General features: G+C 65.3%; 25 protein-coding genes and 1 tRNA gene. 12 read left to right on the top strand and 14 right to left on the bottom strand.

The features are described 5' to 3' along the window. Positions 1-56: 56 nt before the first annotated feature. A complete protein-coding gene (locus tag O1Q03_RS27385) occupies positions 57-1,358 on the bottom strand; it encodes an aspartate aminotransferase family protein (RefSeq protein WP_269507170.1) in 1,302 nt (433 codons plus the stop codon). Between the two features lie 75 nt (positions 1,359-1,433). On the opposite strand from O1Q03_RS27385, the gene O1Q03_RS27380 reads away from it, so the two are divergent. The 3 genes from O1Q03_RS27380 to O1Q03_RS27370 all read left to right on the top strand — a co-directional run bounded on the left by O1Q03_RS27380 (position 1,434) and on the right by O1Q03_RS27370 (position 4,071). After that, positions 1,434-2,318: a LysR family transcriptional regulator gene (locus O1Q03_RS27380; protein ID WP_269507169.1), complete on the top strand. Its 885-nt coding sequence runs from the start codon at positions 1,434-1,436 to the stop codon at positions 2,316-2,318. A 165-nt stretch (positions 2,319-2,483) separates the two neighbouring features. Further along, positions 2,484-2,870, top strand: coding sequence for an MFS transporter (locus tag O1Q03_RS27375; RefSeq protein ID WP_269507168.1), 387 nt, complete (start codon positions 2,484-2,486; stop codon positions 2,868-2,870). A 40-nt stretch (positions 2,871-2,910) separates the two neighbouring features. Then, positions 2,911-4,071 (top strand): L-talarate/galactarate dehydratase, encoded by a 1,161-nt coding sequence (locus O1Q03_RS27370; protein ID WP_269507167.1) that lies wholly within the window; start codon positions 2,911-2,913, stop codon positions 4,069-4,071. Between the two features lie 132 nt (positions 4,072-4,203). Here the strand turns inward: O1Q03_RS27370 and O1Q03_RS27365 are convergent. Beyond that, positions 4,204-4,288: transfer RNA gene (locus O1Q03_RS27365), tRNA-Leu, on the bottom strand. A 150-nt stretch (positions 4,289-4,438) separates the two neighbouring features. Here O1Q03_RS27365 and O1Q03_RS27360 point away from each other — a divergent pair. Continuing rightward, a complete protein-coding gene (locus O1Q03_RS27360; RefSeq protein WP_269507166.1) occupies positions 4,439-5,764 on the top strand; it encodes a leucine-rich repeat-containing protein kinase family protein in 1,326 nt (441 codons plus the stop codon). 22 nt (positions 5,765-5,786) lie between these two features. Here O1Q03_RS27360 and O1Q03_RS27355 read toward each other — a convergent pair whose 3' ends face one another. The 4 genes from O1Q03_RS27355 to O1Q03_RS27340 form a co-directional block, all read right to left on the bottom strand. Then, complete coding sequence (locus O1Q03_RS27355) at positions 5,787-6,416, bottom strand: LysE family translocator (protein ID WP_269507165.1); 630 nt, start codon at positions 6,414-6,416, stop codon at positions 5,787-5,789. 203 nt (positions 6,417-6,619) lie between these two features. Beyond that, positions 6,620-7,114, bottom strand: coding sequence for an SRPBCC family protein (locus O1Q03_RS27350; RefSeq protein WP_269507164.1), 495 nt, complete (start codon positions 7,112-7,114; stop codon positions 6,620-6,622). Positions 7,115-7,188: 74 nt separating this feature from the next. Then, positions 7,189-7,491, bottom strand: a complete 303-nt coding sequence (locus tag O1Q03_RS27345) for a 2Fe-2S iron-sulfur cluster-binding protein (RefSeq protein ID WP_011659384.1) — start codon at positions 7,489-7,491, stop codon at positions 7,189-7,191. 87 nt (positions 7,492-7,578) lie between these two features. Then, entirely contained in the window at positions 7,579-9,468 is a 1,890-nt protein-coding gene (locus O1Q03_RS27340) for a sigma-54-dependent Fis family transcriptional regulator (RefSeq protein WP_269507163.1), read from the bottom strand. 518 nt (positions 9,469-9,986) lie between these two features. On the opposite strand from O1Q03_RS27340, the gene O1Q03_RS27335 reads away from it, so the two are divergent. After that, on the top strand, positions 9,987-10,178 hold the full coding sequence (locus O1Q03_RS27335) for a DUF2964 family protein (protein WP_269507162.1): 192 nt from the start codon (positions 9,987-9,989) through the stop codon (positions 10,176-10,178). Positions 10,179-10,421: 243 nt separating this feature from the next. Then, a complete protein-coding gene (locus tag O1Q03_RS27330; protein ID WP_269507161.1) occupies positions 10,422-10,709 on the top strand; it encodes a DUF1488 domain-containing protein in 288 nt (95 codons plus the stop codon). A gap of 108 nt (positions 10,710-10,817) precedes the next feature. Here the strand turns inward: O1Q03_RS27330 and O1Q03_RS27325 are convergent, their stop codons facing one another. The 4 genes from O1Q03_RS27325 to O1Q03_RS27310 all read right to left on the bottom strand — a co-directional run bounded on the left by O1Q03_RS27325 (position 10,818) and on the right by O1Q03_RS27310 (position 13,498). Next, complete coding sequence (locus O1Q03_RS27325) at positions 10,818-11,690, bottom strand: MBL fold metallo-hydrolase (RefSeq protein ID WP_269507160.1); 873 nt, start codon at positions 11,688-11,690, stop codon at positions 10,818-10,820. Positions 11,691-11,693: 3 nt separating this feature from the next. Next, positions 11,694-12,020 carry a hypothetical protein gene (locus tag O1Q03_RS27320; RefSeq protein ID WP_269507159.1) on the bottom strand — a complete coding sequence of 109 codons (327 nt, stop codon included), beginning with the start codon at positions 12,018-12,020 and terminating at the stop codon, positions 11,694-11,696. A gap of 11 nt (positions 12,021-12,031) precedes the next feature. Further along, the gene (locus tag O1Q03_RS27315; RefSeq protein ID WP_269507194.1) at positions 12,032-12,568 is read right to left on the bottom strand and encodes a sugar ABC transporter; all 537 of its coding nucleotides are present in this window, start codon (positions 12,566-12,568) and stop codon (positions 12,032-12,034) included. A 249-nt stretch (positions 12,569-12,817) separates the two neighbouring features. Next, positions 12,818-13,498, bottom strand: a complete 681-nt coding sequence (locus tag O1Q03_RS27310) for a TetR/AcrR family transcriptional regulator (RefSeq protein WP_269507158.1) — start codon at positions 13,496-13,498, stop codon at positions 12,818-12,820. A gap of 316 nt (positions 13,499-13,814) precedes the next feature. Between O1Q03_RS27310 and O1Q03_RS27305 the strand changes: the two genes are divergently transcribed. The 5 genes from O1Q03_RS27305 (at position 13,815) to O1Q03_RS27285 (ending at position 19,602) form a co-directional block, all read left to right on the top strand. Further along, positions 13,815-14,825 carry a porin gene (locus O1Q03_RS27305; protein ID WP_269507157.1) on the top strand — a complete coding sequence of 337 codons (1,011 nt, stop codon included), beginning with the start codon at positions 13,815-13,817 and terminating at the stop codon, positions 14,823-14,825. Positions 14,826-15,268: 443 nt separating this feature from the next. Next, the gene (locus tag O1Q03_RS27300; protein ID WP_269507156.1) at positions 15,269-16,504 is read left to right on the top strand and encodes an MFS transporter; all 1,236 of its coding nucleotides are present in this window, start codon (positions 15,269-15,271) and stop codon (positions 16,502-16,504) included. A gap of 41 nt (positions 16,505-16,545) precedes the next feature. Further along, positions 16,546-17,352: a cyclase family protein gene (locus O1Q03_RS27295; protein WP_269507155.1), complete on the top strand. Its 807-nt coding sequence runs from the start codon at positions 16,546-16,548 to the stop codon at positions 17,350-17,352. A gap of 39 nt (positions 17,353-17,391) precedes the next feature. Continuing rightward, entirely contained in the window at positions 17,392-18,318 is a 927-nt protein-coding gene (locus O1Q03_RS27290) for a 3-keto-5-aminohexanoate cleavage protein (RefSeq protein WP_269507153.1), read from the top strand. Positions 18,319-18,750: 432 nt separating this feature from the next. Then, on the top strand, positions 18,751-19,602 hold the full coding sequence (locus tag O1Q03_RS27285; RefSeq protein ID WP_269507152.1) for a LysR substrate-binding domain-containing protein: 852 nt from the start codon (positions 18,751-18,753) through the stop codon (positions 19,600-19,602). An 89-nt stretch (positions 19,603-19,691) separates the two neighbouring features. Here O1Q03_RS27285 and O1Q03_RS27280 read toward each other — a convergent pair whose 3' ends face one another. Continuing rightward, positions 19,692-20,993 carry an NCS2 family permease gene (locus O1Q03_RS27280; protein WP_269507151.1) on the bottom strand — a complete coding sequence of 434 codons (1,302 nt, stop codon included), beginning with the start codon at positions 20,991-20,993 and terminating at the stop codon, positions 19,692-19,694. 781 nt (positions 20,994-21,774) lie between these two features. On the opposite strand from O1Q03_RS27280, the gene O1Q03_RS27275 reads away from it, so the two are divergent. After that, on the top strand, positions 21,775-22,053 hold the full coding sequence (locus tag O1Q03_RS27275; protein ID WP_269507150.1) for a hypothetical protein: 279 nt from the start codon (positions 21,775-21,777) through the stop codon (positions 22,051-22,053). Positions 22,054-22,226: 173 nt separating this feature from the next. Here the strand turns inward: O1Q03_RS27275 and O1Q03_RS27270 are convergent, their stop codons facing one another. The 3 genes from O1Q03_RS27270 to O1Q03_RS27260 all read right to left on the bottom strand — a co-directional run bounded on the left by O1Q03_RS27270 (position 22,227) and on the right by O1Q03_RS27260 (position 24,160). Then, on the bottom strand, positions 22,227-22,601 hold the full coding sequence (locus O1Q03_RS27270) for a DUF2917 domain-containing protein (protein ID WP_269507149.1): 375 nt from the start codon (positions 22,599-22,601) through the stop codon (positions 22,227-22,229). A gap of 251 nt (positions 22,602-22,852) precedes the next feature. After that, a complete protein-coding gene (locus O1Q03_RS27265) occupies positions 22,853-23,140 on the bottom strand; it encodes a hypothetical protein (protein WP_269507147.1) in 288 nt (95 codons plus the stop codon). 102 nt (positions 23,141-23,242) lie between these two features. Continuing rightward, positions 23,243-24,160, bottom strand: coding sequence for a metal-dependent hydrolase (locus O1Q03_RS27260; protein ID WP_269507146.1), 918 nt, complete (start codon positions 24,158-24,160; stop codon positions 23,243-23,245). Between the last annotated feature and the right edge of the window lie 29 nt (positions 24,161-24,189).

Raw genomic sequence — 24,189 nt, 5'->3', positions numbered from 1 at the left:
CGCGGCACGCCGAGCCCCGCCCGCTGTTTGCAGGCGGCGTAGCGCCAGGGGTTCCGTTACAGCGCGCGCCCGATCGCCTGTTCCAGCAGCGACAGCCCGAGATCGATCTCCGCGTCGGTGACGGTCAGCGGCGGCGCGATGCGGAACACGCCGCCCATGCCGGGCAACTGCACGATGTTCATGCTGAGCCCGAGATTCATGCATTCGCGCGTGATCTTCGCGCCGAGGCCATCCGCCGGTTCCTTCGTGCGCCGGTCCTTGACGATCTCGACGCCGAGCAGCAAGCCGCGACCGCGCACGTCGCCGATGCAGTCGAAACGTTCCATCAAGTCGAGCAGGCCGCGCCGCAGCCGGTCGCCCATCACGTTCGCGCGCGCGACGAGGCCGTCGCGCTCCACGACGTCGAGCACGCGCAGGCCGACCGCCGCCGGCAGCGGGTCGGACACGTGCGTCGTATAGAACAGGTAGCCGAGTTCATGCGCGCGTTCCTCGATCTGCGCGGACGTGACCATGGCCGCCAGCGGCAACCCCGCGCCGAGCGTCTTCGACAGCGTGAGGATGTCGGGCGTCACGCCGTCGCGCTGGCATGCGAACATCGTGCCGGTGCGGCCCACGCCGGTCTGCGCTTCGTCGAGGATCAGCAGCATTCCGCGTTCTTCGCACTTGCGCTTGAGCGCCGCCATGTAGCCTTCCGGCAACTCGATGATGCCGCCCGAACTGAGGATCGGCTCCGCGATGAACGCGGCGAGATTGCCGCTCGACTGACGATCGATCAGATCGAATGCGTAGTCGAGTTCGGCGAGGTAGTCGTAGGTGCCGTTGTGCTCGAAGCGCGGCCGGTACGTGAACGGCGCGGGAATCGCAAACGATCCGACGGCGGCCGGGCCGACGCCTTTGCGCCCGGCGCTGTACGTGGCGGACGCTGCCGCACCCGTCATCCCGTGCCACGACTGCGCGAAGCCGACGATCTCGTACTTGCCGGTGACGAGCTTCGCCATCCGGATCGCCGCTTCGTTCGATTCCGCGCCGGTGCTCAGCAGCAGCGCGCGGTCGAGCCCCGGCGGCGTGATGTTGGCGAGGCGCGTCGCGAGATCGACGACCGGACGCGACAGCATTCCGCTGAACAGGTGGTCGAGCTTGCCCGCGTATTCGCCGATCACCGAGACGATCTCCGGATGGCTGTGCCCGAGCACCGCGCTCATCTGGCCCGACGTGAAGTCGAGGATCGCGCGGCCGTCCGCGTCGTAGACGAAGCTGCCTTGCGCGCGCTCGATGATCATCGGCTCGAACGTGCCGCCGTAGCGGACCAGGTGCTGTCTGGCGTTGCGCCAGAAGGTTGCGTCGTCGTTCAGGGACATGGGCTTCTCCGGGCGAGGGCAGGGTTCGCTTGCAGTCTAGGCGCGGGTCTGGTTTGATGGAAACGAATAGTTCTTATGCAAGGTAGAAAAGGAGCTAATACCTTGGGACGCTCGCTCGACATCGACCTGCTGCGCTCGTTCGTCGTGATCGCCGAAGTGCGCTCGCTCAGCCGCGCGGCGGCGCGGGTCGGCCGCACGCAGTCCGCGCTGAGCCAGCAGATGCGGCGGCTCGAGGAGGTCGTCGATCAGCCGCTGTTCCAGCGCACCGGGCGCGGCGTGCTGCTCACGCATCCCGGCGAGCGGCTGCTCGCGCATGCGCAGCGGATACTGCGGCAGCACGACGAGGCGATGGCCGACCTGTGCGGCACGGGGTTGTCGGGGACCATCCGCTTCGGCTGCCCGGACGATTACGCCGAAGTGTGGCTGCCGTCACTGCTGCGGCAGTTCTCGAGCCAGCATCCGCAGGCGATCGTCGAAGTCGTGTGCGGGCCGACGCCGCGCTTGCTCGAGCAGCTCGACAAGCGGGCGGTCGATCTTGCGATGATCTCGTTGCAGGACGACGGTTCGACCGATGACTTCATTCGTCGCGAGCAACTGGTGTGGATCGGTTATCCCGGGCTCGATGCCGCGCAGTTCGATCCGTTCCCGCTCGCGTTGTCTGATCCCGATACGCTCGATCACATCGCGGCTCGCGAGGCGCTGGATCGAGCGGGGCGCGATTACCGCGTCGCGTATGCGAGCAGCAGCCTTGCGGGGCTGATCGCGCTGGTGCGTTCGGGGCAGGCGTTCGCGGTGATGACGCAAACGGCAGTGCCGGCGGATCTCGCGATTCTCGCCGGCGATCGCGGGTTGCCGCCGTTGCCGGCGGTGGGGATTACGTTGAGGTTCGACCGGAAGCGGCCGTCGCATCTGACGGCGGCGTTCGCCGACCATATCCGGCAAACGCTGCCGTTGCTTTGACGGTCGACGCGAATCCAGTCGACCGCACGTCGCGGGCCGCGAAGTCTGTTATACGGGCGGGTTTTTCACCGCCGTCGCGCTCTCGATGCTCGCGGTGCTGATCGCGATGAAGCGGCGGCGGCGCGATGCGGCGTCTGCGGTGAAGGGGGACGACGCGCCGGCGTCGTGACGGCGAACTACGTGCACTCGACCACGATCGTCATTCTGGTGATGTCCGTCGCGTTCTTCGCGAAAGGCGTCGGCAACCTCGGGTGGTGCATCGTCGGCGACGTGTCGCCGAAGCACGCGATGGGTATCAGCGGCGGCATCTTCAACCTGTGCGGCAACCTCGCGAGCATCGTCACGCCGCTTGCAATCGGCTGGATGATCAAGCGCACCGGCACGTTCCAAGTCGCGCTCACGTATGTCGCGGCGCTCTCGCTGCTGGGCGCGTTCTCGTATCTCTTCATCGTCGGCAAGCTCGCGCGGATCGAGGGCCCTGCGTCCGGGTCCGGCGCCGAGGCCGAAGACGCCGCCGCACCGGCCTCGCTGAAGCCGACGCGCAGCAGCTGACGAAACCACGTATCGCATTTCTTTCGCCAAAGGCCTCTTCATGCATACCTCGTCCTCCCTCGTCACCGGCGCGTCGAACGACCGGATCAAATGGGTTCGCGTCGCGTCGACGTTTCTCCCGCTCGCCAATCCGATCAGCGATGCAAAGGTGCTGACCGGACGGCAGAAGCCGATGACGGAAATCGCGATCCTGTTCGTCGAGATCGAAACGGCCGACGGTCACCGCGGCCTCGGCTTCAGCTACTCGAAGCGGGCGGGCGGCCCCGGCCAGTTCGCTCATGCGAAGGAGATTGCGCCGACGCTGCTCGGCGAAGACCCGAGCGACATCGCGCGCCTGTGGGACAAGCTCGCATGGGCGGGGGCGTCGGTCGGGCGCAGCGGCATGGCGGCCCAGGCGATCGGTGCGTTCGACGTCGCGCTGTGGGACCTGAAGGCGAAGCGTGCGAATCTGTCGCTCGCCAAATTGCTCGGCGCGCACCGCGATTCGGTGCGCTGCTACAACACGTCCGGCGGCTTCCTGCATACGCCGCTCGATCAGTTGCTGGTCAATACGGATGCGTCGCGCGAGAAAGGCATCGGCGGCATCAAGCTCAAGGTCGGCCAGCCGGATTGCGCGCTCGACGTCCATCGCGTGCAGACCGTGCGCAAGCATCTCGGCGACGCGTTCCCGTTGATGGTCGATGCGAATCAGCAGTGGGACCGGCCCACCGCGCAGCGCATGTGCCGCACGTTCGAGCAGTTCGACCTGGTGTGGATCGAGGAGCCGCTCGATTGCTACGATGCCGAAGGCCATGCGGCGCTGGCCGCGCAATTCGACACGCCGATCGCGACCGGCGAGATGCTGACGAGCGTGTCCGAGCATTGGGAGTTCATCCGCCTGCGCGCGGCCGACTACCTGATGCCGGATGGGCCGCGGGTCGGCGGCATCACGCCGTTCCTGAAGGTGGCCGCGCTCGCCGATCATGCGGGGCTGATGCTCGCCCCTCACTTCGCGATGGAACTGCACGTGCATCTTGCTGCGTGCTATGCGCGCGAGCCGTGGGTCGAGCATTTCGAATGGCTCGAACCGCTGTTCAACGAACGGCTCGAGACGCGCAACGGCAGGATGATCGTGCCGACGCGTCCGGGGCTGGGGCTGACGCTCAGCGATCGCGTCGCGGAGTGGACGGCTGAAGAGGCGGAGGTCGGCACGCGCGCGTGATGCGGCGGCGAGGTTCCCGTGCGGCGGCACGGATGTCGCCTTCAGCGGATCCCTGCAGAAACAAAAAAACCGCGAAGCCTGACGCTGTCGCGGTTTTTCTTGAGCATTCCGGTCACACGGATAACCGTGTTCTGGTGCCGACGGCGAGACTCGAACTCGCACAGCTTTCGCCACTACCCCCTCAAGATAGCGTGTCTACCAATTTCACCACGTCGGCACTTCAGTACTGCAAGGGGCGCAATTGTAGCGTCACATTTCGCGTTTGTGAAGGGGGCATGACACGATTGTCATGAGGCCGCGAGCGATCCCGTAAAATTCGTCAGATCCACCCGCCGATCATCGCAATCGCAACCCGTTTTCCCGCCCCGTGACGACCACCCTCGAACACCTGCAGACCGGCCAACTGTCGGGCGCCCGGCACCTGAAGCTCGCGTGCGGGCTCACCGAATTCCCGCGCGAGATCTTCGATCTCGCGGACACGCTCGAAGTGCTCGACCTGTCCGGCAATGCGCTGTCCGCGCTGCCGGACGACCTGTCGCGGCTGCATCGCCTGCGCATCCTGTTCGCGTCGTCCAACCGCTTCACGGCATTCCCGGAAGTGCTCGGCACATGCGCGCAACTCGACATGATCGGCTTCAAGGCGAACCGGATTCGCACGGTGCCGCGCCATTCGCTGCCGCGCGCGCTGCGCTGGCTGATCCTGACCGACAACCAAATCGACGAACTCCCCGCCGAAATCGGCGATTGCTCGCGCTTGCAGAAGCTGATGCTCGCCGGCAACCGGCTGCGCGCGCTGCCCGCTGAAATGGCCGCATGCCGCGCGCTCGAACTGGTGCGTCTGTCGGCGAACCGGCTCGACGCGCTGCCGGACTGGCTGCTGCGCTTGCCGCGTCTCGCGTGGCTCGCGGCCGCGGGCAATCCGCTCGGCGCTGCGCCGGAGGCGATCGCATCGGCCGAGCCGGGCGTCGCGGACATCGAGTGGACGTCGCTCACGTGCGACCGGAAGCTCGGCGAAGGCGCATCGGGCGTCATCTATCGCGCGCAATGGCACGCGGACGGTCACGCGCCGCGCGCGGTCGCGGTCAAGCTGTTCAAGGGCGCGGTGACGAGCGACGGCCTGCCCGATTGCGAAATGGCCGCCTGCCTGCACGCGGGACGCCACCCGAACATGATCCCGGTGATCGGCAAGGTGCGCGGTCATCCGGACGGCACGCACGGCCTCGTGATGGAACTGGTCGACCCGATACTGACGAACCTCGCCGGGCCGCCGAGCTTCGCGACCTGCACGCGCGACGTGTATGCGGACGACGTGCGGTTCGCACCGGCGGCCGCGGCGCGGATCGCGCACGGCATCGCGTCGGTCGCCGCGCATCTGCATGCGCGCGGCATCATGCACGGCGATCTGTATGCGCACAACATCCTGCACGACGGCGAAGGCGGCGCGCTGCTCGGCGATTGCGGCGCGGCGTCGGTCTACGACGCAAGCGATCGCGCGCACGCAGCGCGGCTCGAACGGCTGGAAGTCAGGGCGTTCGGCTATCTGCTCGGCGAGCTGCTCGAGCGATGCGAGCCGCGCGCGTGGGAAGGGTCGCGCGAACTTGAAGCGCTTGCGGCCGCGTGTCTGAACGAGGACGTCGATGCGCGTCCGTCGTTCGACGCGATTGCCGCTTCACTGGCTGTATCGAAGCGCTGACGAATCGCATGCGTGGCGGCGCTTACGCCTGCCGCGCAGTCAGCAGCTTGATCCCGAGTCCGACGAACAGCAGCCCGCTCGCGCGCTTGGCCGCGCGCACCCACGGGCCGACGCCGAAGCCGCGATGGAGGCGGCGCACGCCGAACGAATAGACGCTGTGCACGATGACGACGGTGCAGGCGATCGTCGCGTACATCACGATGAACTGCATCGCGAGCGGACGATCGTATGAGATGAACTGCGGCATGAACGCCGACAGGAAGATCATCGTCTTCGGATTGCTGCCCGACACGAACAGCGCTTCACGGAACAGCTTCCTGCGGTCGGGCTCGACGCTCGCCGCGGTGCCGTCCGGCGAACGCTGGCTGCGGCTGCCGCGCAGTTGCCGGATGCCGATCACGATCAGATACGCCGCGCCGACGATCTTCATCGCGACGAACAGCGGCGGCACGGCGGCGAGCACCGCGCCGACGCCGAGCGCGACCAGCATGACCACCACCCCCTGCGCGACGAGGTTGCCGGCGATCGTCGCGGCGGTGCCGCGCGTGCCGTAGCGCACCGTGTTGCGGATCACGAGCAGCACGTTGGGGCCCGGCGACAGCGTCGTCGCGAGATAGGCTGCGGCAAACAGCATCCAGGTCTGAATGGTCATGCGGTGCTCCGGGAGACGGTTTATGCGATCGAGGATGACACCGCGCATGATGCCACGGCGCGGCTCACCGCGATGCGCTGCATCGACGCGCGTCGCGCACGCATCAGGCGGCGATCGACGGCGCATCGATCGCGACGGGCCGCGTCATCCAGGCGATCCCCGCCGCCCACAAGCGTGAACAGGCGATGCCGGCCAACGGCCGGTTACGCGTGCGTCGCGAGATATTTGGTGATCAGCATCATCTGCGCGGCCCAGCCGTGATCGTTCATTTCGCGTGCCTTTGCACGGCGCGCTTCGAACAGTTCGTCGAACCCCGTTTCAGTGACCGTGAGCCGCGTGCCGCCGTTCTGCTCGGCGAGCGAGAACGTGACGAGCGTCATCGGCTCGGTCGAGTAATCGAAGTTCGGATCGATCGCGAACGGATGCCAGCGGAACGAGAACAGTTGCTTCGGCTCGACGCGCTCGACGACGATTTCGAATACAGCGCCCGCATAGGGCTCCTGGGCCTTGGCGACGTCGTCGTCGACGCGCGTCGGCGTGATGCGGCCGAACAGCGGCTGGCCTTCCTCGAACGGCCCGTCGAAGGTGACGCCGAACCACGTGCCGAATTCCGCGGCATTGCTGATGGCTTCCCACACGCGTGCCGGCGGGGCGGCGAGCACGGCTTCTTTCTCGATGCGATCGGTTGACTGGGTCATCACATTCTCCCGACGGGCTTGCCCGTCACGGTTGCGGGACGGCGCGCCACTGCGCGTCGCGTTCAGGCGATCATCTAGTCGATCATCTCCGCGTCGGGCACGTCAAGCACGACATCCGACGTCGCGACGGCCACGCACGGCAGCGTATAGCCGTCGGCCTTCTCCTCGCGGCTCAGCCCCGGCCATTCGATCGTGTAGCGTACGCTGCCGCTGACGATCCTGCACAGGCAGCTGCGGCACGTGCCGTTGCGGCACGAACGCGGCAGCCTGACGTGCGCGAACGCGGCGGCTTCGAGCAGGGTCAGCGAATCGGGTGCGTCGAACGTCGCGCCGAGCGGCTCGATGCGCACGAGAGGCGGGTGATCGGGATCAGTCATGGCGCGAAGCGGGCGGCGGCAAGGCAAGCGCGAAGCATACCTGATGCCGGACGCGGCCGGCGCCCGTCGGGCAGCCGGCCGGCGACGTCAATGGCGGCGCAGGTAGCGGTACACGGTATTGCGGGCGAGCCCGAGTTCCCGCGCGGCCGCCGACACGTTGCCGCCGTGCCGTGCGACCACCGCATCGATCACCGCGGCCTGGTGGCTCTGCAGTGTCGCCGTTTCGCTCGCGTGGGCCGGTGCGGCGGGCGCCGCCGGGACATCGTCGCAGTCGAGCCAGAAATCGTCGGGCAGATGCGCGAGCGCGATCTCCGTTTCCTCTTCGGCGAGCATGCCCGCGGTGCGCAGCACGTTGGTCATTTGCCGCAGGTTGCCGGGCCAGCGGTGGCGCAGGAATGCGTCGAGCACGTCGGGCGCGAGACGGCACGGCATCGGCTCGCTGCGCGCGAGCCGCGCGAGGATGCGTTCGACCAGCGCCGGCAGGTCGGTGCGGTCGGCCAGCGCCGGCAGCGTGACCGCGAGCCCGTTGATCCGGTAGAACAGGTCTTCGCGGAACGTGCCTTCCGCGATCATCGCGCGCAGGTCGCGGTGTGTCGCGCACACCACGCGCACGTCGACCGGCACCGCGCGCGCGCCGCCGAGCGGCATCACCGCGCGTTCCTGCAGCACGCGCATCAGCCGGACCTGCTGCGCGAGCGGCATGTCGCCGATTTCGTCGAGAAACAGCGTGCCGCCGTCGGCCTGCGCGATCTTGCCGGGGCTGCCGCGCTTGCGCGCGCCGGTGAAGGCGCCGTCCTCATAGCCGAACAGTTCGGCTTCGATCAGCGAATCCGGCAGCGCCGCGCAGTTCACCGCGACGAACGGGCCGTCCGAGCGCGGCGACGCGTGGTGCAGCGCGCGGGCGAGCCATTCCTTGCCGGTGCCCGTCTGGCCGAGGATCAGCAGCGGCAGGTCGCGCCCGCGGATCTTCGCGACGCGTTCGAGCACGGCGGCCATCCGCGCATCGCCGGTGTCGAGCGTCGCGAACGTGATCGCGTCGGGATCCGGCGCGCGCACGCGCGCGGCAGGCGCGGGCGGCGTGACGGCGACGGTCGTCTTGTGCGCCTCCGCGAATTCGCAGCGCGCGAGCACGCGCACGCCGGTCGGCAGCATCAGGCGGAACGATGCGCCGGGCGCGCGCGCCGCCTGCTGGGCGAGCTGGCCGAACTGCATGCCGAACAGCGCATCGCAGCGTTGATGCTGCAATGTATCGAACGTCGCGCCGAGCTGGAATTGCGCGCTGCGGTTCGCGGCGATCAGCGCGCCGTCGGGGCCGAACGCGACGAGCCCGGCGAACAGCGAGTCGACGCAATCCTCGTGGGCGTGAAAACGCAGCCGCAGCGCCTGCGCGCACTGGTTCGCGAACAGATGGTTCTCGATCAGCTGCGCGGACATCCGCACCAGCGCGAGCGTATGCGAGCTGAAGCCGCGCGGGTCGCCGCTCACGTCGAGCGCGCCGAGCGTGCGGCCGAACGGGTCGATGATCGGCGCGCACGAGCAGGTGAGGATGTGGTTGGCGCGTAGGAAGTGTTCGGCGCCGTGTACCGCGACGGCCTGGCCGGACGCGAGCGCGGTGCCGATCGCATTGGTGCCGCGGGTGCCTTCGGCCCACGACACGCCGTTGCATAGCGCGACGCGGTTCGCTTTCTCGATGAAGTCGGCGTCGCCGATGCTGTGCAGGATCACGCCGTCGGCATCGGTGAGCACCACGAGGCTTTGCGTGTCGGCGATCTGTGCGTGGAGGTCCTCCATCACCGGGCGCGCGTGTGCGAACAGTGCGTGGTTCGTGTCGAGCAGCTCGCGCAGTGCGAGCCGCGACAGCGGCGAGAAATCCGGGCGCTCGTTCGCGCGCAGGCCGACCGCGGTCGAACGCGCATGCGCCTGCGCGAGCAGATCGGTGCGGCCCGCGGTGGCGGGCAGCACGAAAGATTGAGGCATGTCTTGTCTCCTGTCGGCCCGAGTTGGCGCTTCAGCGCTTGCCTGGGTCCCATGCTTCGCGGTCGGCCCGAGTTGGCGCTTCAGCGCTTGCTCCGGTCCCATGCTTTGCGGTCGGCCTGGCGTGAGCCCTTCGGCGCTTTGCCCGGGCCCATCCTTTTCGGTCGGCTCGGGCTAGCACTTCAGCGCCTGCTTGGGCGCCTGCTTCACGTCGGCCTCGACGGGTGCTTCAACGCGGACTGGGACCCCATGCGTCACTGTCGACCACGGTGCACGCTTCAGCATTCACCCGGCTCGACGCCCGGCACTCGATCCCGACTTGCGCTTGCGCACTGCAACAAACCCGGCCGCCGCCTCGATATCGCACCATCATACAAGCGCCGCGCGCGTTACGCGACCGGGGACAAAAACCCCTTGATTTTGAGCACGTGCCTGCAATGATTGAAGGGGAGCACGCACGCGCCGTGTTCCGCATCGCAACACGCATGCGACGTGACATGCATCCGTTCGGGAGACGCATCATGGTTCGAACGGAACTGAGAGTCGTACTGGCGGCCATCGCCACCTTCATCATGCTGGGCGGCATCGCCGTGGCGATCCACGGTCTGCTGTTCGATCTGACCAGCGCGGTGCAATACGGCGCTGCCGCCATCGCGGTAGGCGCCACGACCGCAGCGATCTCGCTGAATATCTGGCCGACCGACCCTCACTGACGCCGCCATGCGTCATGGTGCCCGATGCCGCGCAGGTCAGACGAAATGCGCGTCGGAACCACGCGCATCGGAAATGTTGCCTCCTGCGTGAAACCGTCTAAAGTGGAATGCAACCGGCACGCATTGTTCGCGCCATACCCCCGCGAACGGTGTCTCTGTCGGCGAGCCCGCGTACATTCTCGTCCGGCCGGTAGCGGACGACGCACGCGGTCATTTGCTTTCTACCGGCGATAGGCGGCTTCCATGCAGATCCATTTCACGAACGAGAAGCCCGAATATTCGGGGCGCGACCTCATGCTCGGGTTCATGGCGTTGGTCAATGGCGAGCGTGTTCAATGTCAGATCACGGCCGAGGCGCTGGAGGACCATTTCGGTGCGGCATCGCCGCGCTTCGAGGACATGGTCGATGCGTACGATCAGCATCGCGAACGTATCGAGGCGGCCGCACGGCGGCTGCTGTCCGAAACGCGCGCGCAATGCGTGACGCTGCGTAGCGGCTACGTGCGCTTCTACGAGGCGAACGGGCGCTGAGCCGGACGACCGGGCAGCGACTGAGCGGGCGCCGGTTACCGGCGCCCGTGTCATATCGGCGCATGCGTGCCGGTCGCGCGCACGCGCGACGATGCGCGTCGCTACCCGCTATGCCCGGAAGGCCGCACCGGTGAGCGCATACACGCCACCGGTTTCGCCGTGCGCTCGCGCGATCCGCGCGAAGCCCGTTTCGGCGAGATGCATGCCCGCAATCAGCAGGTTGTCCGAAGCCGCTTCGGCGAGCATGGCCGCGCGCGTTGCGACGGCCAGCGCCGGATCGTGATCGAACGCGATCGACACGTCCGGCCGCATGACCTGAATCGGCGCGAAATGCACGAGATCGCCCCAGATCAGCAGCCGCTCGTCATGCGATTCGATCCGATACCCCGTGTGACCGGGCGTATGTCCCGGTAGCGGCACCGCGACGATGCCGGGCAGCACCGCGCCCGCTTCGAAGCTGCGCAGCCGGCGGCGACACGCATCGAACGCGCGCCGCGCGATCCGGAAATTGCCGCGCGCGCGTTCGTTCGCGTGCTCGAACGCTGCGTCGTCCAGCCAGAATGCCAGTTCCCGTTCGTGAATGAGGACCTCCGCGTGCGGGAAGGCCGGTTGCCCGTGCGGGTCGAGCAGGCCGCCGATGTGGTCGGGGTGCGCGTGCGTCAGCAGGATCGTGTCGATGTCGTGCGCGTCGATGCCGGCTTGCGTCAGCGACGGCATCAGCAGGCCGCCCCAGTTCCGGATGCCGCCGGCACCGGTGTCGACGAGCACGGTTCGGCCGTTCCCGCGGATCACGTAGCAGTTGATATTGACGCTCGACGGCGCGGCGATGCCTGCGCGTTGCATGATCCCGGTCGCGTCGTCCACGTCGATGTTCGACAGCAGGTCGAGGCCGGCCGTCAGCGTGCCGTCGCTGATCGCGACGACCGAAAAGTCGCCGATTCGGCGGCACGGATACGAAAGGCGGGGAAGGGGTTCGCTCATGGCTCAATGTCGGGCGTGAAGGTGGTCGGCGTCGTAGCCGAAGCAGCGGATGCGCGCGACGCATCCGGTGTGGCGAAGCATCTCGCGATCCAGCGAGACCATGAAGCGGTCCATCAATTCAGTGGTGCGAAACGGTTGGCTGCGATAGCGGATTTCGGCGCTGACGGGATGTCCGCAGCCGTGCCGGACCGGAACGTGGATGACGTGGACCGTGCCGGGTGCGGCCTGCAACACGTCGGTGCAGAGGGTCGCGCAGGCGGACGTCAGCGCGTCGAGCGCGGCGTTCGACGGCATGTTCGCCTCCGCGATGAAAATCGTGACGCTGGGCATGGCCGGCTCCGTCAGCGTGCAGCCGCGCTGACGAGCTGCTCGCCCATCGGTTCATAGAGCCGGATCGCGGCGCCGGACACCGCGGACTTCTCGGACATGTGCGGTGTCCGATCGCGGTCAAGGACGGCCAGCCATCGGGAGGCGGGCTGACGGTCCAGCGCGACGGCATGAATGGCCGTGGCGGCGATACCTGCTTGCATGAACGGGGCGGCATCTTCGGAAACGGCCAGCCATTGATGACCGGCGGCGGCCGGTGCCGGGGCCGCGCTGTCGTACACGTTGCGTCGCCACGCGACGATGTGCGGCTGCCAGCGCGCGAAGTTGCCGCCGCCGTTGTCGCGATACGCGACCGACGCCAGCACGTCGGCGTTTTCGATCGTGTGCAGCGCGAGGTAGACGGGGCCGTCGCCACCGACGGCGCGCAAGCGTTGCGACGTGCGGAACCCCGGCACGGAGATCAGCGCGGGAAGCTTGATCCGGGTGTAGAAGTCGTTCCATTCGGCTTCGGTAGCGGGATCGGCGTAGCTGCATTCAACGGCATAGATCATGACATCTCCAACGGGGTGGCGCGGGCCTCCGGTATCGGCCGACGCTCGAGTGGTTGAGTTTTTGTCATGATAATTAGCCGAGGAACGACCGAAAAACGATGATTCGTCACCGTTCATTGACCTTTGGTCAAGGTTGACTTCAGGACGCCCGTGATGCGAGCCGCGACGGCGTTCCGCAGCTTCCCGACGCTCGCTGGGTCGTCGGATTTCGATGCTCTTTACTTGTCAGTTCATATCGAGCGTTGCAAGTCATTCAAACTTATCAGCGCCGCCTCCAATTCCGTCTGCAATGAATGTAGCAAGCATTTTTGTCTTTGTTTCAACATCGGTTGATTCGAATTTGTTTTCAGAAAGTCGTCCAATTCGATGATCGAATACGCCCATAACGAGCGCGCCAACCGCGAACAAATAACTCCAGCACAGGTACTCTTCCGAGGCCTTCGGCAGCGCTCGTCTCAGCGCCGAGATGTATGCTTTGGCAAGTGGGTCGTAATACTCTTCAACGATGCCGCGCGTGGCTTCCTGCGGATCGGACAACTCTCGCGCGACAAGCTGCGCGTACTCCCGGCCCTCTGGGGTTGCATAGCTCGTAACGATCGGTGATACCCACGCCATCGCAACCTTCAACAAGATGTCGGGTTGATCAAAATCGGTGATTTGCTCAAGCTGAGCCAGGCGCTCTTCAACCAGCCCCTTTCGGTATTCGAAAATTGATTTATACAGCCCAAGCTTCGTTTCGAAATGATAGACAATAAGCGGAAGACCTACTTCTGCTTCCTTTGCGATATCACGCATTGAAACTCCGTGATATCCCTCGCGAGCGAAAAGCCGCTCGGCCGCAAGAATCGCCCGTTCGCGCTTGTCCATTTCCGGCTTCTTGTCGGATTTTCCACGCCCACGCTGCGTGTCGCGCGACATCGTCTGACTCATAGGTATTCGTTCCGTTGTTATCGGCTCCGATTGTACTTCAGGGTAGGAAACGAACGCTCAGTCAGGCCGGAGCGTGTGCCCTTCGCATAGGTACTAATCCTACGTGGCACAAAAAACTAGACACACGTACAGTCAGCTCCGTGCTTGACCATGGGGCGACGAATTTCTCGACGCTGCCTCCCAAGTATCGGGTGACAGCGGCTCGCTTGAAACGAACCGTGGCGATCGTGGGCCGCGACTGGCCAACAAAACAATCGGCAGCCATCCCGGCGGCATAGTCGGACTCAATAGAAATATTGGAAGAGGAGACATCGGTATGATCAGGACCACGAAGTTAAAAGGAGCTGCGTTCCTTTTCGGCAGTTGCATCTCTACCGCGGCGATAGCGCAGCAGTCTTCGGTGCAGATCTACGGGATTCTCGATGCGGTTGCCGGATCCTTCAAACCAAGTGGAGCAAGCGGTAGCAGTCTGGCGATGCTGAGTGGCGGCCAAACCACGTCGTTCTATGGCATCCGGGGCTCTGAAGATCTCGGCGGCGGTCTCCGCGCCAACTTTGCTATAGAGGGCTATCTGCTGTTGAACTCCGGGCAGGCTGGCCGGTTCGTGGGAGATAACGCCTATTCGCGGAACACCTATGTCGGGCTTTCGGGCCAATGGGGTGAAATCCGGGCGGGACGGCTCATCAATCCTCTTTTCTTCATCACTGGCCGAACGAATCCATTGGGAGGCTCCACGCGCTTCAGCCCGCTCATGGTCCAGACCTGGATGGCAGACTTCGGACGAGCTGTGGCAGGGGACACCAGTTGGGACAGCGCTGTTTCTTACGAATCGCCCGCCATAGCCGGCGCGAAAGTCACCGTGCAATACGGCATCCCCGGGACCGGCGCGCACGATATCTCCGCGGCCGTCGTCTACGATCAGGGGCCGCTTTATGCGTCCGCCGTCGCGCAGCGCACGGGGTATGGGCCCGGCTTCACCGCAGCGACCTCGCATCAGAACGTCTATTTTGTTGGTGGCGCCTACAAGTTCCAGTACTTATCTCTGTCGGCGTCGTTCGACCGCACGTTGACGTATCCGTTGGGCCTTTCAACGAAAACTTGGCAAACCGGCTTCTCGATCACGATCGGTGTGTCCAGCATCGGCGCTTCATGGGCTCGTACTGTCGTGTCTGCTGCGACGACGCAGCAGCACCGCGACACCGCCGGCCTGACTTACAGCTATCCGCTTTCGAAGCGCACCGACACCTATGTGAGCTACTTGTACGACAAGCTCAGCACCGCGGGCACCGGCAACACCTTCGGAGTAGGGCTTCGACACCGCTTCTAATCGTCGCCCGGACTTCAGCGGTTGCGAGCGAGATGGTTCGCATTACTGATTTGATCTGTTGCGGTCAGAGGTGGGACGGGGACCTTCACGCGCCTGTATGTGCAATGTGGGCGTGGGTTGTAGGTGAGCGAACCACGCTGCAACGCTGACGCCGCACAGCGATGTCTTAAGCGGATACATGGCCGCGCCATGGTCGCCGCCATTCGCAAGCAGCGGTTTTGCCGTGCCCGCCACCGGATCCCACTTCCTCTTCGCAACCGGGGCCGTTTGACGTTGTGTTGGGATGACCATTCATCAAAGAGCGGGAGCCTGGAGAACAGCAGCATCTCATGGTTTCCCCTAGGAAAATTACCGACTGACTGGACGTATAGTTCACATCGTAGAGAAAACTATACGACTGTACAGTCAGCGCCGCGCTGCGGCGGCTCCAGGAGACAACCACCATGCTTCACTCCCCAGCCAACTTGAAATGGCGCGTGCTGATCGGATACTTTTTAAGCTACGTGTTCGACGCCGTGGACATCATCATCCTGGCGATTGCGATGCCGGCAATCAGGGCATCGCTACAGATCGGCCCGGCACAAGCGGGGCTGCTCGTCACTGCAACCCTGCTCGGCGTCGGCCTCAGTGGCCTGGTCATGGGCCCTGTGGCCGACCGGTGGGGGCGCCGCACCGTGCTGTTGTTGTCGCTCGGGAGCTTCGGCCTGCTCACGATGGCGATTGCCGCAGCGACAGATTGGCGCGAAGTGCTGGTACTGCGCTTTCTCTCAGGGTTGGGTCTGGGCAGCGTCTGGAGCCTTGCCGCATCGCACGTGAACGAGACATGGCCGGCGGACCAACGCGCGCGAGCCACATCCTTTGTGCTGAGTTCGTTCTCCATCGGCGCAGCCGTCGCCTCGGCCGCGGCCGCCTATGTTCTCCCGACCTACGGCTGGCGCGTGCTGTTCTTCGTCTGCGGTGCAGCGGTCTCGATCGCGATGGTCTACGTCTGGTTGCGAGTGCCCGAGTCCGAAGCGTGGAAGGCGAAGCGGCAGCACAAGGGGAGCGGGCCGACCCAAACTCGCAACGGCAGTGGCGTGACGTCACTGTTCACCCCGGCCCTTCTGCGCGTGACGTTACTGGGAACGTTGACGTCGGCGCTCGCGCTTGCCGCTTACTGGGGCGCCAGCACGTGGCTGCCGACTTTCCTCGTGAAGGAACGCGGGCTGGAAATGGGCACGATGGCGCGCTTCCTGGCTCTGCTCAACGTCGGCATGTTCGTCGGCTACAACGTTTTCGGCTACATCGCGGACCGCATCGGCAAGAAAAAGGCGTTGCTTGTTTCGCTGACCTGCTCGGGCTTGCTGCTGCCCTTCTATGTGCAAGCCTCCGACCGGACGCTCCTGCTGTTGCTGGGTCCGGTGTTCGCGTTCTTCATGGCCTTCGCGGGGCTGATGGGCTCGTATTTCGCGGAGCTGTTTCCAACTCAGGTGCGCGCGACAGGCACGGGATTCTGCTTCAACGTGGGACGCGGCTTCTCCGCATTCGCGCCTCTGCTGTTGGGCTCGATGTCCAGCGCCTTCGGCTTTGGCCCGAGCATTGCCGTGTGCGGTGGCGTGTTCGTGGTCGCCGCGATGGCCGTGCTGATGCTGCCGACCGGAGAAGCGCTGCCCGCGGAAGAAGCGGTCACCGCGCATTGAATTCCGCCGCATCCACCTGCACCTCGAGAACAAGGGTTTTTATGACACGCCGCTTCGTCGATTTGTCCATCTACCTGGAGAATGACGTCGTCTCCGATCCGCCGGCCTTCAGGCCCGAGATCCAGTACTTCACCCATGAGCACACGGTCGACCAGATCGAACCGTTCTTCCCCGGCTTGAAGAAGGAGGACCTGCCCGACGGCGAGGGTTGGGCAGTGGAGAAGGTCACGCTTTCGACCCACAACGGCACGCACCTGGACGCACCCTTTCACTTCCACAGCACCATGGACAAGGCGCTGGGCGAACAGAAGCGCGCGTGGACCATCGACGAAGTGCCGCTGGAGTGGTGCTTCCAGCCCGGCGTGAAGCTGGACTTTCGCCACCTCGCCGATGGCTACGTGGTCAACGCCGCCGACGTCGATGCGGAACTCAAGCGCATCGGTCACACGTTGCAGCCGCTGGAGATCGTGGTCGTCAACACGCGGGCCGGCAGTCGCTATGGCAACGATGACTACGTGTCGGCCGGCTGCGGCATGGGCTACGACGCCACCATGTACTTGCTGGAGCGCGGCGTACGCCTGACCGGCACCGACGCGTGGAGCTGGGACGCGCCCTTCGTCCATACCGCCGAAAAATACGCAGAGAGCCGCGATGCCGGATTGATCTGGGAGGGGCACAAGGCCGGCCGCGACATCGGCTACTGCCACCTGGAGAAGTTGCACAACCTGGAGGCGCTGCCACCGGATGGCTTCTTCATCAGTTGCTTCCCCCACAAGATCCGCAACGCGTCGGCCGGTTGGACGCGCGCGGTCGCCATCTTCGACGACAGGCTGGCCGCAGCCGCCTGATTCACTCGCTTTCCCTCCACCACACGACGAGGAACATCCATGAGCAAGACCATCATCAGTTGCGCGATCACCGGCTCCGTGCATACGCCGACCATGTCGCCGTACCTGCCGTGCACGCCCGACCAGATCACCGAGCACAGCATCGCCGCGGCCCAGGCGGGCGCTGCCATCATCCACCTGCACGCGCGCAACCCCGTCGACGGCAGCCCTTCATCGTCGGCCGACGTATACATGCAGTTCCTGCCGCGCATCGCCGAGCAGACGGATGCCGTCCTCAACATCACCACGGGCGGTAGCGTGACGATGACGCTGGAGCAGCGGCTCGAAGGCGCATTGCGCGCGTCGTCGGAGATGGCTTCGCTGAACATGGGCTCGATCAACTTCGCCATGTTCCGCATGGCCGAAAAAGGCCGCGAGTGGAAGCATGACTGGGAGGTGCCCTATCTGAAGAATACGGAGGACGGCATCTTCCGCAACACCTTCCGCGACATCCGCTACATCCTGGAAACGCTGGGCAACACGCATGGCACCAGGTTCGAATTCGAGTGCTACGACATTGGCCACCTGTATAACCTGGCCTATTTCGTCGAGATCGGCCTGGTCAAGCCGCCATTCCTCATCCAGTCGGTGTTCGGTGTGATGGGCGGCATCGGTGCCGACCCGGAAAACGTGCTGCTGATGAAGCAGACGGCCGACCGCCTTTTCGGCAAGGATTACGTCTGGTCGCTGTTCGCCGCAGGCCGCCAGCAAATGCCGTTCGTGACGATGGGCGCGGTCATGGGCGCCAACGTGCGCGTCGGCCTGGAGGATAACCTGTTCATGGGACGAGGCCAGCTCGCCACTTCGAACGCCGAGCAGGTCACCAAGATCAGCCGCATCCTGACCGAACTGGGACTCGAAATCGCAACGCCGGACGACGCGCGCGCAATGTTGGGCCTGAAAGGGCGAGACAACGTCAATTTTTGACGAACCGCAATGAACGAACTCGTCCCGACTGATTCTGTTTGGCATCCGTCCGTCGGCTTCGCGTCGGGATGGCGTGCCAGTCGTCGTGAAATCGATGGAACCTGTCGCAAGTTCGTCGCAACGGCGGGCCTTCGATCGTGTGAACGCGCGCTGGTCGAAACCGCGAGGTGGCGTTGAGCGGGGGACCTGCTCGGGTTCCGTGATAGATTGCAGCACACTATTTGCACGTTCATCGCACAAGCATCGTTGACGCCGCTGGACGCTGAAGCGCATTTCAATGGCGCCGCTTGCCGCCAGATTTCGCTGAGGCACGCAGGCAGCGCCTGCAACATTCCCCAAGACAACTTTCCCGAGAATATCCGTGGCCAAGGACATTCTTTCCAACAGCCCATAACCGTGACGCGACGCAGGATTCCGAGCAATTCGGCATTGATGGCATTCGAGGCCGCGGCGCGGCACGGCAGCTTCGCGCGCGCCGCCGACGAACTCGCATTGACGGAAGGCGCGATCAGCCGGCAGATCGGCCGGCTCGAGGCGTTCCTGGGCGTCACGCTGTTCGAGCGGGTCGGCAACCGCGTGCGGGTGGCGCCGAACGGCGTGCGCTACGCGGCGCAGGTTCGCGAAGTGCTGGACCGGCTCGAGCGCGACAGCCAGTACATGATGGGGCAGCCCGGCGACGGCGGCAGCATCGACATCGCGGTCACGCCGACGTTCGCGACGCGCTGGCTGATTCCGCGGCTCAAACGGTTTCAGGCGCGGCATCCGAACATCACCGTGCATTTCGCCGATCGCGCCGAGCCGTTCGTGCTGGCCGGCAGCGGTTTCGATGCCGCGATTCACTTCGAGCATCCGGCATGGGCCGGCATGCATACGTACCGGTTATGCGAAGAGGTGCTCGTGCCGGTCTGCCACCCGTCGCTGCTCGCCGGCGGGGATCCGGACGCGCTGCTCGGCACGCTGCCGCGTCTTCACAAGCGCCAGACGCCAGATGCGTGGTCGGCGTATGTCCACGAGACGCGGTTGCCGGTGAGCAATCCGGCCGCCGGCGCGCGCTACGATCTTTACTCGATGCTGATCGCGGCCGCGATGGCCGGGCTCGGCGTCGCGCTGGTGCCGCTGCTGTACGTCGACACCGAGATTGCGCAGGGCTTGCTCGCGGCGCCCTGGCCGGACGGTCGGGACGTGGTCAAGCGTTTCTGTCTCGTGCTGCCGGACGCGCTCGAACTCGGCGAAGGGCCGCTGCAGACCTTCGCACGCTGGGTGCTCGGCGAGGCGGATGTGTGACCGGGCATCGTGCGCCGCACGCGTAGCCAAACGAAAACGCCACCCGGAGGTGGCGTCGTTTCATCGTGCATCGCGCCGGGGCGCGTGCATCACTCGCTGCCGAGATAGAAGAAGCGGAACAGGAACACGGCCGCGATGATCCACACGATCGGCTTGACCGTGCGGGCCTGGCCCGTCAGCAGCTTCAGGCCGCCGTACGCGATGAAGCCGAACGCGACGCCGTTCGCGATCGAGTACGTGAACGGCATCAGCAGCGCGGTCAGCGCGGCCGGCACGGCTTCGGTCGCATCGTCCCACGGCACCTCGACCATCTCGCGCAGCATCAGGCACGACACGTACAGCAGCGCGGGCGCGGTTGCGTAGCCCGGCACGACGCCGGCGAGCGGCGCGATGAACAGGCACGCGAGGAACAGCACCGCGACGGTGATGGCCGTCACGCCGGTGCGGCCGCCGGCCTGCACGCCCGATGCGCTCTCGATATACGCGGTGGTCGACGACGTGCCGAGCACCGAGCCCGCGACGATCGCCGTGCTGTCGGCGAGCAGCGCCTTGTTCAGGCGGTTCATCTTGCCTTCGACGAGCAGGCCCGCGCGGTTCGCGACGCCCATCAGCGTGCCCGTCGCGTCGAACAGCTCGACGAGGAAGAACACGAGGATCACGTTGATGATGCCGGTCGACAGCGCGGCGCCGATGTCGAGCTTGAACAGCGTCGCGTCGATCGACGGCGGCGCGGAGAACACGCCGTGGAACTGGTTGCCGGCGAAGAAGAACGACAGGATCGTCACGCCGATGATGCCGATCAGGATCGCGCCGCGCACGCGCAGGTGGTCGAGCGTGACGATCGTGAAGAAGCCGACGATCGCGAGGATCGTCTCGTGCTTGTGCAGATCGCCGAGCGTGACGAGCGTGGCCGGGCTGCCGACGATCACCCCCGACGTCTTCAGCGAGATGATGCCGAGGAACAGGCCGATGCCGGCGGTAATGGAAATCCGCAGCGACTTCGGAATGCCGTTGACGATCGCCTCGCGCACGCGGAACAGCGTGACGAGCAGGAACAGGCAGCCGGAGATGAACACCGCGCCGAGCGCGGCCTGCCACGTGAAGCCCATTCCCTTGACGACCGTGTACGCGAAATACGCGTTCAGGCCCATGCCGGGCGCGCACGCGATCGGGTAGTTCGCGTACAGCCCCATGATGATCGACGCCAGCGCCGCGACGAGGCAGGTCGCGACGAACACGGATTCCTTCGGCATGCCGGCGTCGCCGAGGATCGCGGGGTTGACGAAGATGATGTAAGCCATCGTCAGGAACGTGGTGACGCCCGCGAGTATTTCGGTGCGGAAGTCGGTGCCGGCTTCAGCGAAGCCGAAATACCGCTTGATGGATTCCATGAAGACGTTTCTCCGGTCGGGTTGTCGTGTTGCTTGTTGTTTGCGCCGAATTGTTGTAAGGGCAGCGCGGCCGGCGTACTGTAACCAGCCACTATTGTCGGGCTATCGGCGGATTGTAATAGCGCGGATAGCTCGGACGATATAGTCGCGACGCTCGATCGGCTGCGCTCGCGCGGACGGTCAGGCAGCCGTGCCGCGCGACGAAGGCGCGCATTTTACCGGTTCGCGGGAAGCGGGCAGGCGGAAACGATGGAAACGGTTCGAAGGCGGCTGGCCGATGTCGGCCGATACAGGCCGATACAGGCCGATGCGGACGCAACGGGATGGTGCGCGCATGTGGCGCGGCTGCCACGTGGTGACATGCGACTGAAACGCAACGCCCGCATGCTCGGTGAACGCGGTGCGCATGCGACGGGCGCGTGAACGCGCGAGCATGGCCGCGGCGCATGCGCAGCGGCGTGCATCGGCCATTCGTCAGCCGGGGCGGTGCAGGAATCGGGCTATCGTGCGCCGAACCCGTCCCGTACGCAACTGTCATTTTGCGACGCGGGTGCGACTGTGGTTTCTGTGTAAAAGATTGCAAGACCCCATCGCGTAAACCGGCAACTCTTTCTAGGATAGATACAGCGCGCACACACGCCGGCCAGTTGTTGCCGACGCGGGGGAGTCGCAGTCCGTGCGGGTCAGGCGGTGAAGTGCGGTGACGGTCGCGGCGCATTCGGGCAGGCGCGACCGATTGCGATTGCCCGATGCGGGTTCGTCCGTAATCACGGAGGTCAGCATGTTGAACTGGATCAGCCGTTGGGCGATGCGGCACGCCCCCACGCCGGAAAAAACCGCTGCATCGATGCTCGTGACGGCGCGTATGGAACTGTTCGCGGCCGAACAGCGCGTCATCGATGCGAAATTACAAGCGGATTACTGGCGCACACGTGTGTCATTTCTCGAGGAGGTGCAGAAGCAAGGCATCGACCCGTGGGTGACCTCGCAGGCGGCGCTACGCCCCGACCTCGATTCCACGCCTCGCAGCACGGGCCCGCGTCTCGCCGCCAGCACCTGATACCCTCGATGCATCCAAGGGTCGTGCGCGGCGCGCGATCGCGCGCGGCACGCATTCGCGTGCCGCGTCATTCGATGCGCACCCGCGACGCGTTGCGCCGCGGGTGCGTCCGTTTCGGCGGGCCGTGATCACGAGCATGGCGTGACACCCGTTCTGCGCGTGAGCGCGCATCGTCACTCCGTTCTTCGCCATCGTCCGACGAGCAAACGTTGCACTCGCGCGAGCATGCGCTTGAGCCGTGAGCCGTGCCGCACGTAGGCGAGCGTGATCGACGCTTCGGCTGGTCGCGCGTCACCGGTGCTGAGCCAGATGCGATCGCCGCGTGCGATGCGCAGCACGTCGCCGGGTTGCACCCAGTAGTCGTCGACGCTCGGCGGACGCGTGACCCACAGCGGCGCGCCGTGCGCACGAATTTCCGCATCGCGCGGTGCACGCCAGGGGAGGGTCGTGCGCGGCGCAACCGCGAAACGGATCACGACGGTCGGTAACGCGATCGTGCCGGTGCGGCGCAGATCGGGACAGTCGAACAACGGGCTTGCCTGGTCCATCGTCATCTCCATTCATTGAGCCGGACGGATGACGTGCACCAGAACAAAAAGGCCTCATCCGTTTCCGGTGAGGCCTTGTGTGACATGCGGTACTGCTCGGATGCTAACGCACAAGCGCCTCCCGTGAACCATTCTTTCGAATGTTCATCGGGTGATGATTCGCGATGGCGATGTGCTTGAACGTAGGCATGCGAACGAGTTTGTCGATGTCGTTCGGCGTTGTCAACGACTATTTTGGAAACGGACGGCGATCACGCGTCGCGCTGGGCGAGCCCGTTGACGAGCAGTTCGGACAGCAGGCCCGTCATCCCGTTCGGATGCGTGGCCGCGCGTGCCTTCAGTTGTTCGACGAGGTCGGCGTTCAGTTTGCACGCGAACGGCACGAGGCCTTGTTCCTGGTCGAGCTTGCGCTGCGCGCGGCGATCGAGCTTCGCCGCTTCGTCGACGCCCTTGCCGAAGCGCGCGGAGCTCGACTGCTTCATCGAGTGCGTCAGCTTGAGCGCCTTGTTCTTTTCTAGATCGGTTTTCTTCATGGCCATCGCGGCACCTCCGGGAAATGAAGCCGCGATTGTACGCATTTCGGCGGGCGCCGCCCGCCGGAACCGTCATCAACGCGATTACACAACGGATCATGCAACCCGCTACGCGGCCGATTCGGTGCCCTTCGCCGTGCCCCAGTTGCCGCCGTGCGCAGCCGCCTGAGCGGCCGGCGAGCGTGCGAGATACGCGAGCGCCTGCTCGGTCGAGCCTTCGTGGTGCGGCGTATAACCCGGCTTGAAATAGCGCAGCGCCGCGCCGATCACTTTCCAGAACGACGGCAGGTGCCCGCGCCGCGAACCTTTCCACCACGACAGCACGAAGCCGGGATAGCGGCCCGCCGCGGGGTCGCGCCGGTACATGAACCGCGCGCCGCTCGTGATGAAGTAAAGCAGCAGCGCGATCACGAACGCCATGTGCGCGCAGCGCTCCAGGTAGGTGCCGCCCATGTGGTTGTAGATGTCGAACGCGACGGTCCGGTGTTCGACTTCCTCCGCGCCGTGCCAGCGCAGCAGGTCGACCATCGTCGGATCGGCGCCGCCTTCGTCGAGACCGTGCGCATTCAGTACCCAGTTGCCGAGATAGCCGAAGAAATGCTCGAGCGATGCGATCACGGCCAGTTGCTGTCGCAGCCAGAAGCGCGTGTGGCCGATCTTCAGCCCGAACGGCGCTTCACCGAGCACGCGCGTGAACAGCCAGTTCAGCTTCCGCGTGAACGGCTTCGTGTCGATGCCGTGCCGGTCGTAGTAGTGCTTGAGCACGCCGCCGTGCGAGCGCGAATGCACGGCTTCCTGACGCAGGAAACCGTCGGCTTCGTCGCGCAGGCGCGCATCGGTGATCAGCGGCAGCGCCTTGTTGTACACGCGGCAGAACCACAGCTCGCCTTCCGGGAACAGCAGGTTCAGCGTGTTGATGATGTGCGTGCTGCCCGGGTCGTCCGGCACCCATGTGATCGGCGTGTCGCTGAAGTCGAACTTCACGTGCCGGGCCTTGATCTTGTGATAGTCGGCGGTTTCGGTCATCTGTGTCTCCGTTGCTGGGCGGCGGCCTG

Source organism: Burkholderia sp. IMCC1007, from assembly GCF_027257875.1.
In the GTDB taxonomy this organism is placed as follows: domain Bacteria; phylum Pseudomonadota; class Gammaproteobacteria; order Burkholderiales; family Burkholderiaceae; genus Burkholderia.
Note: the sequence above shows the minus strand (reverse complement) of the source record. Positions and strands in the feature narration are given on the sequence as shown.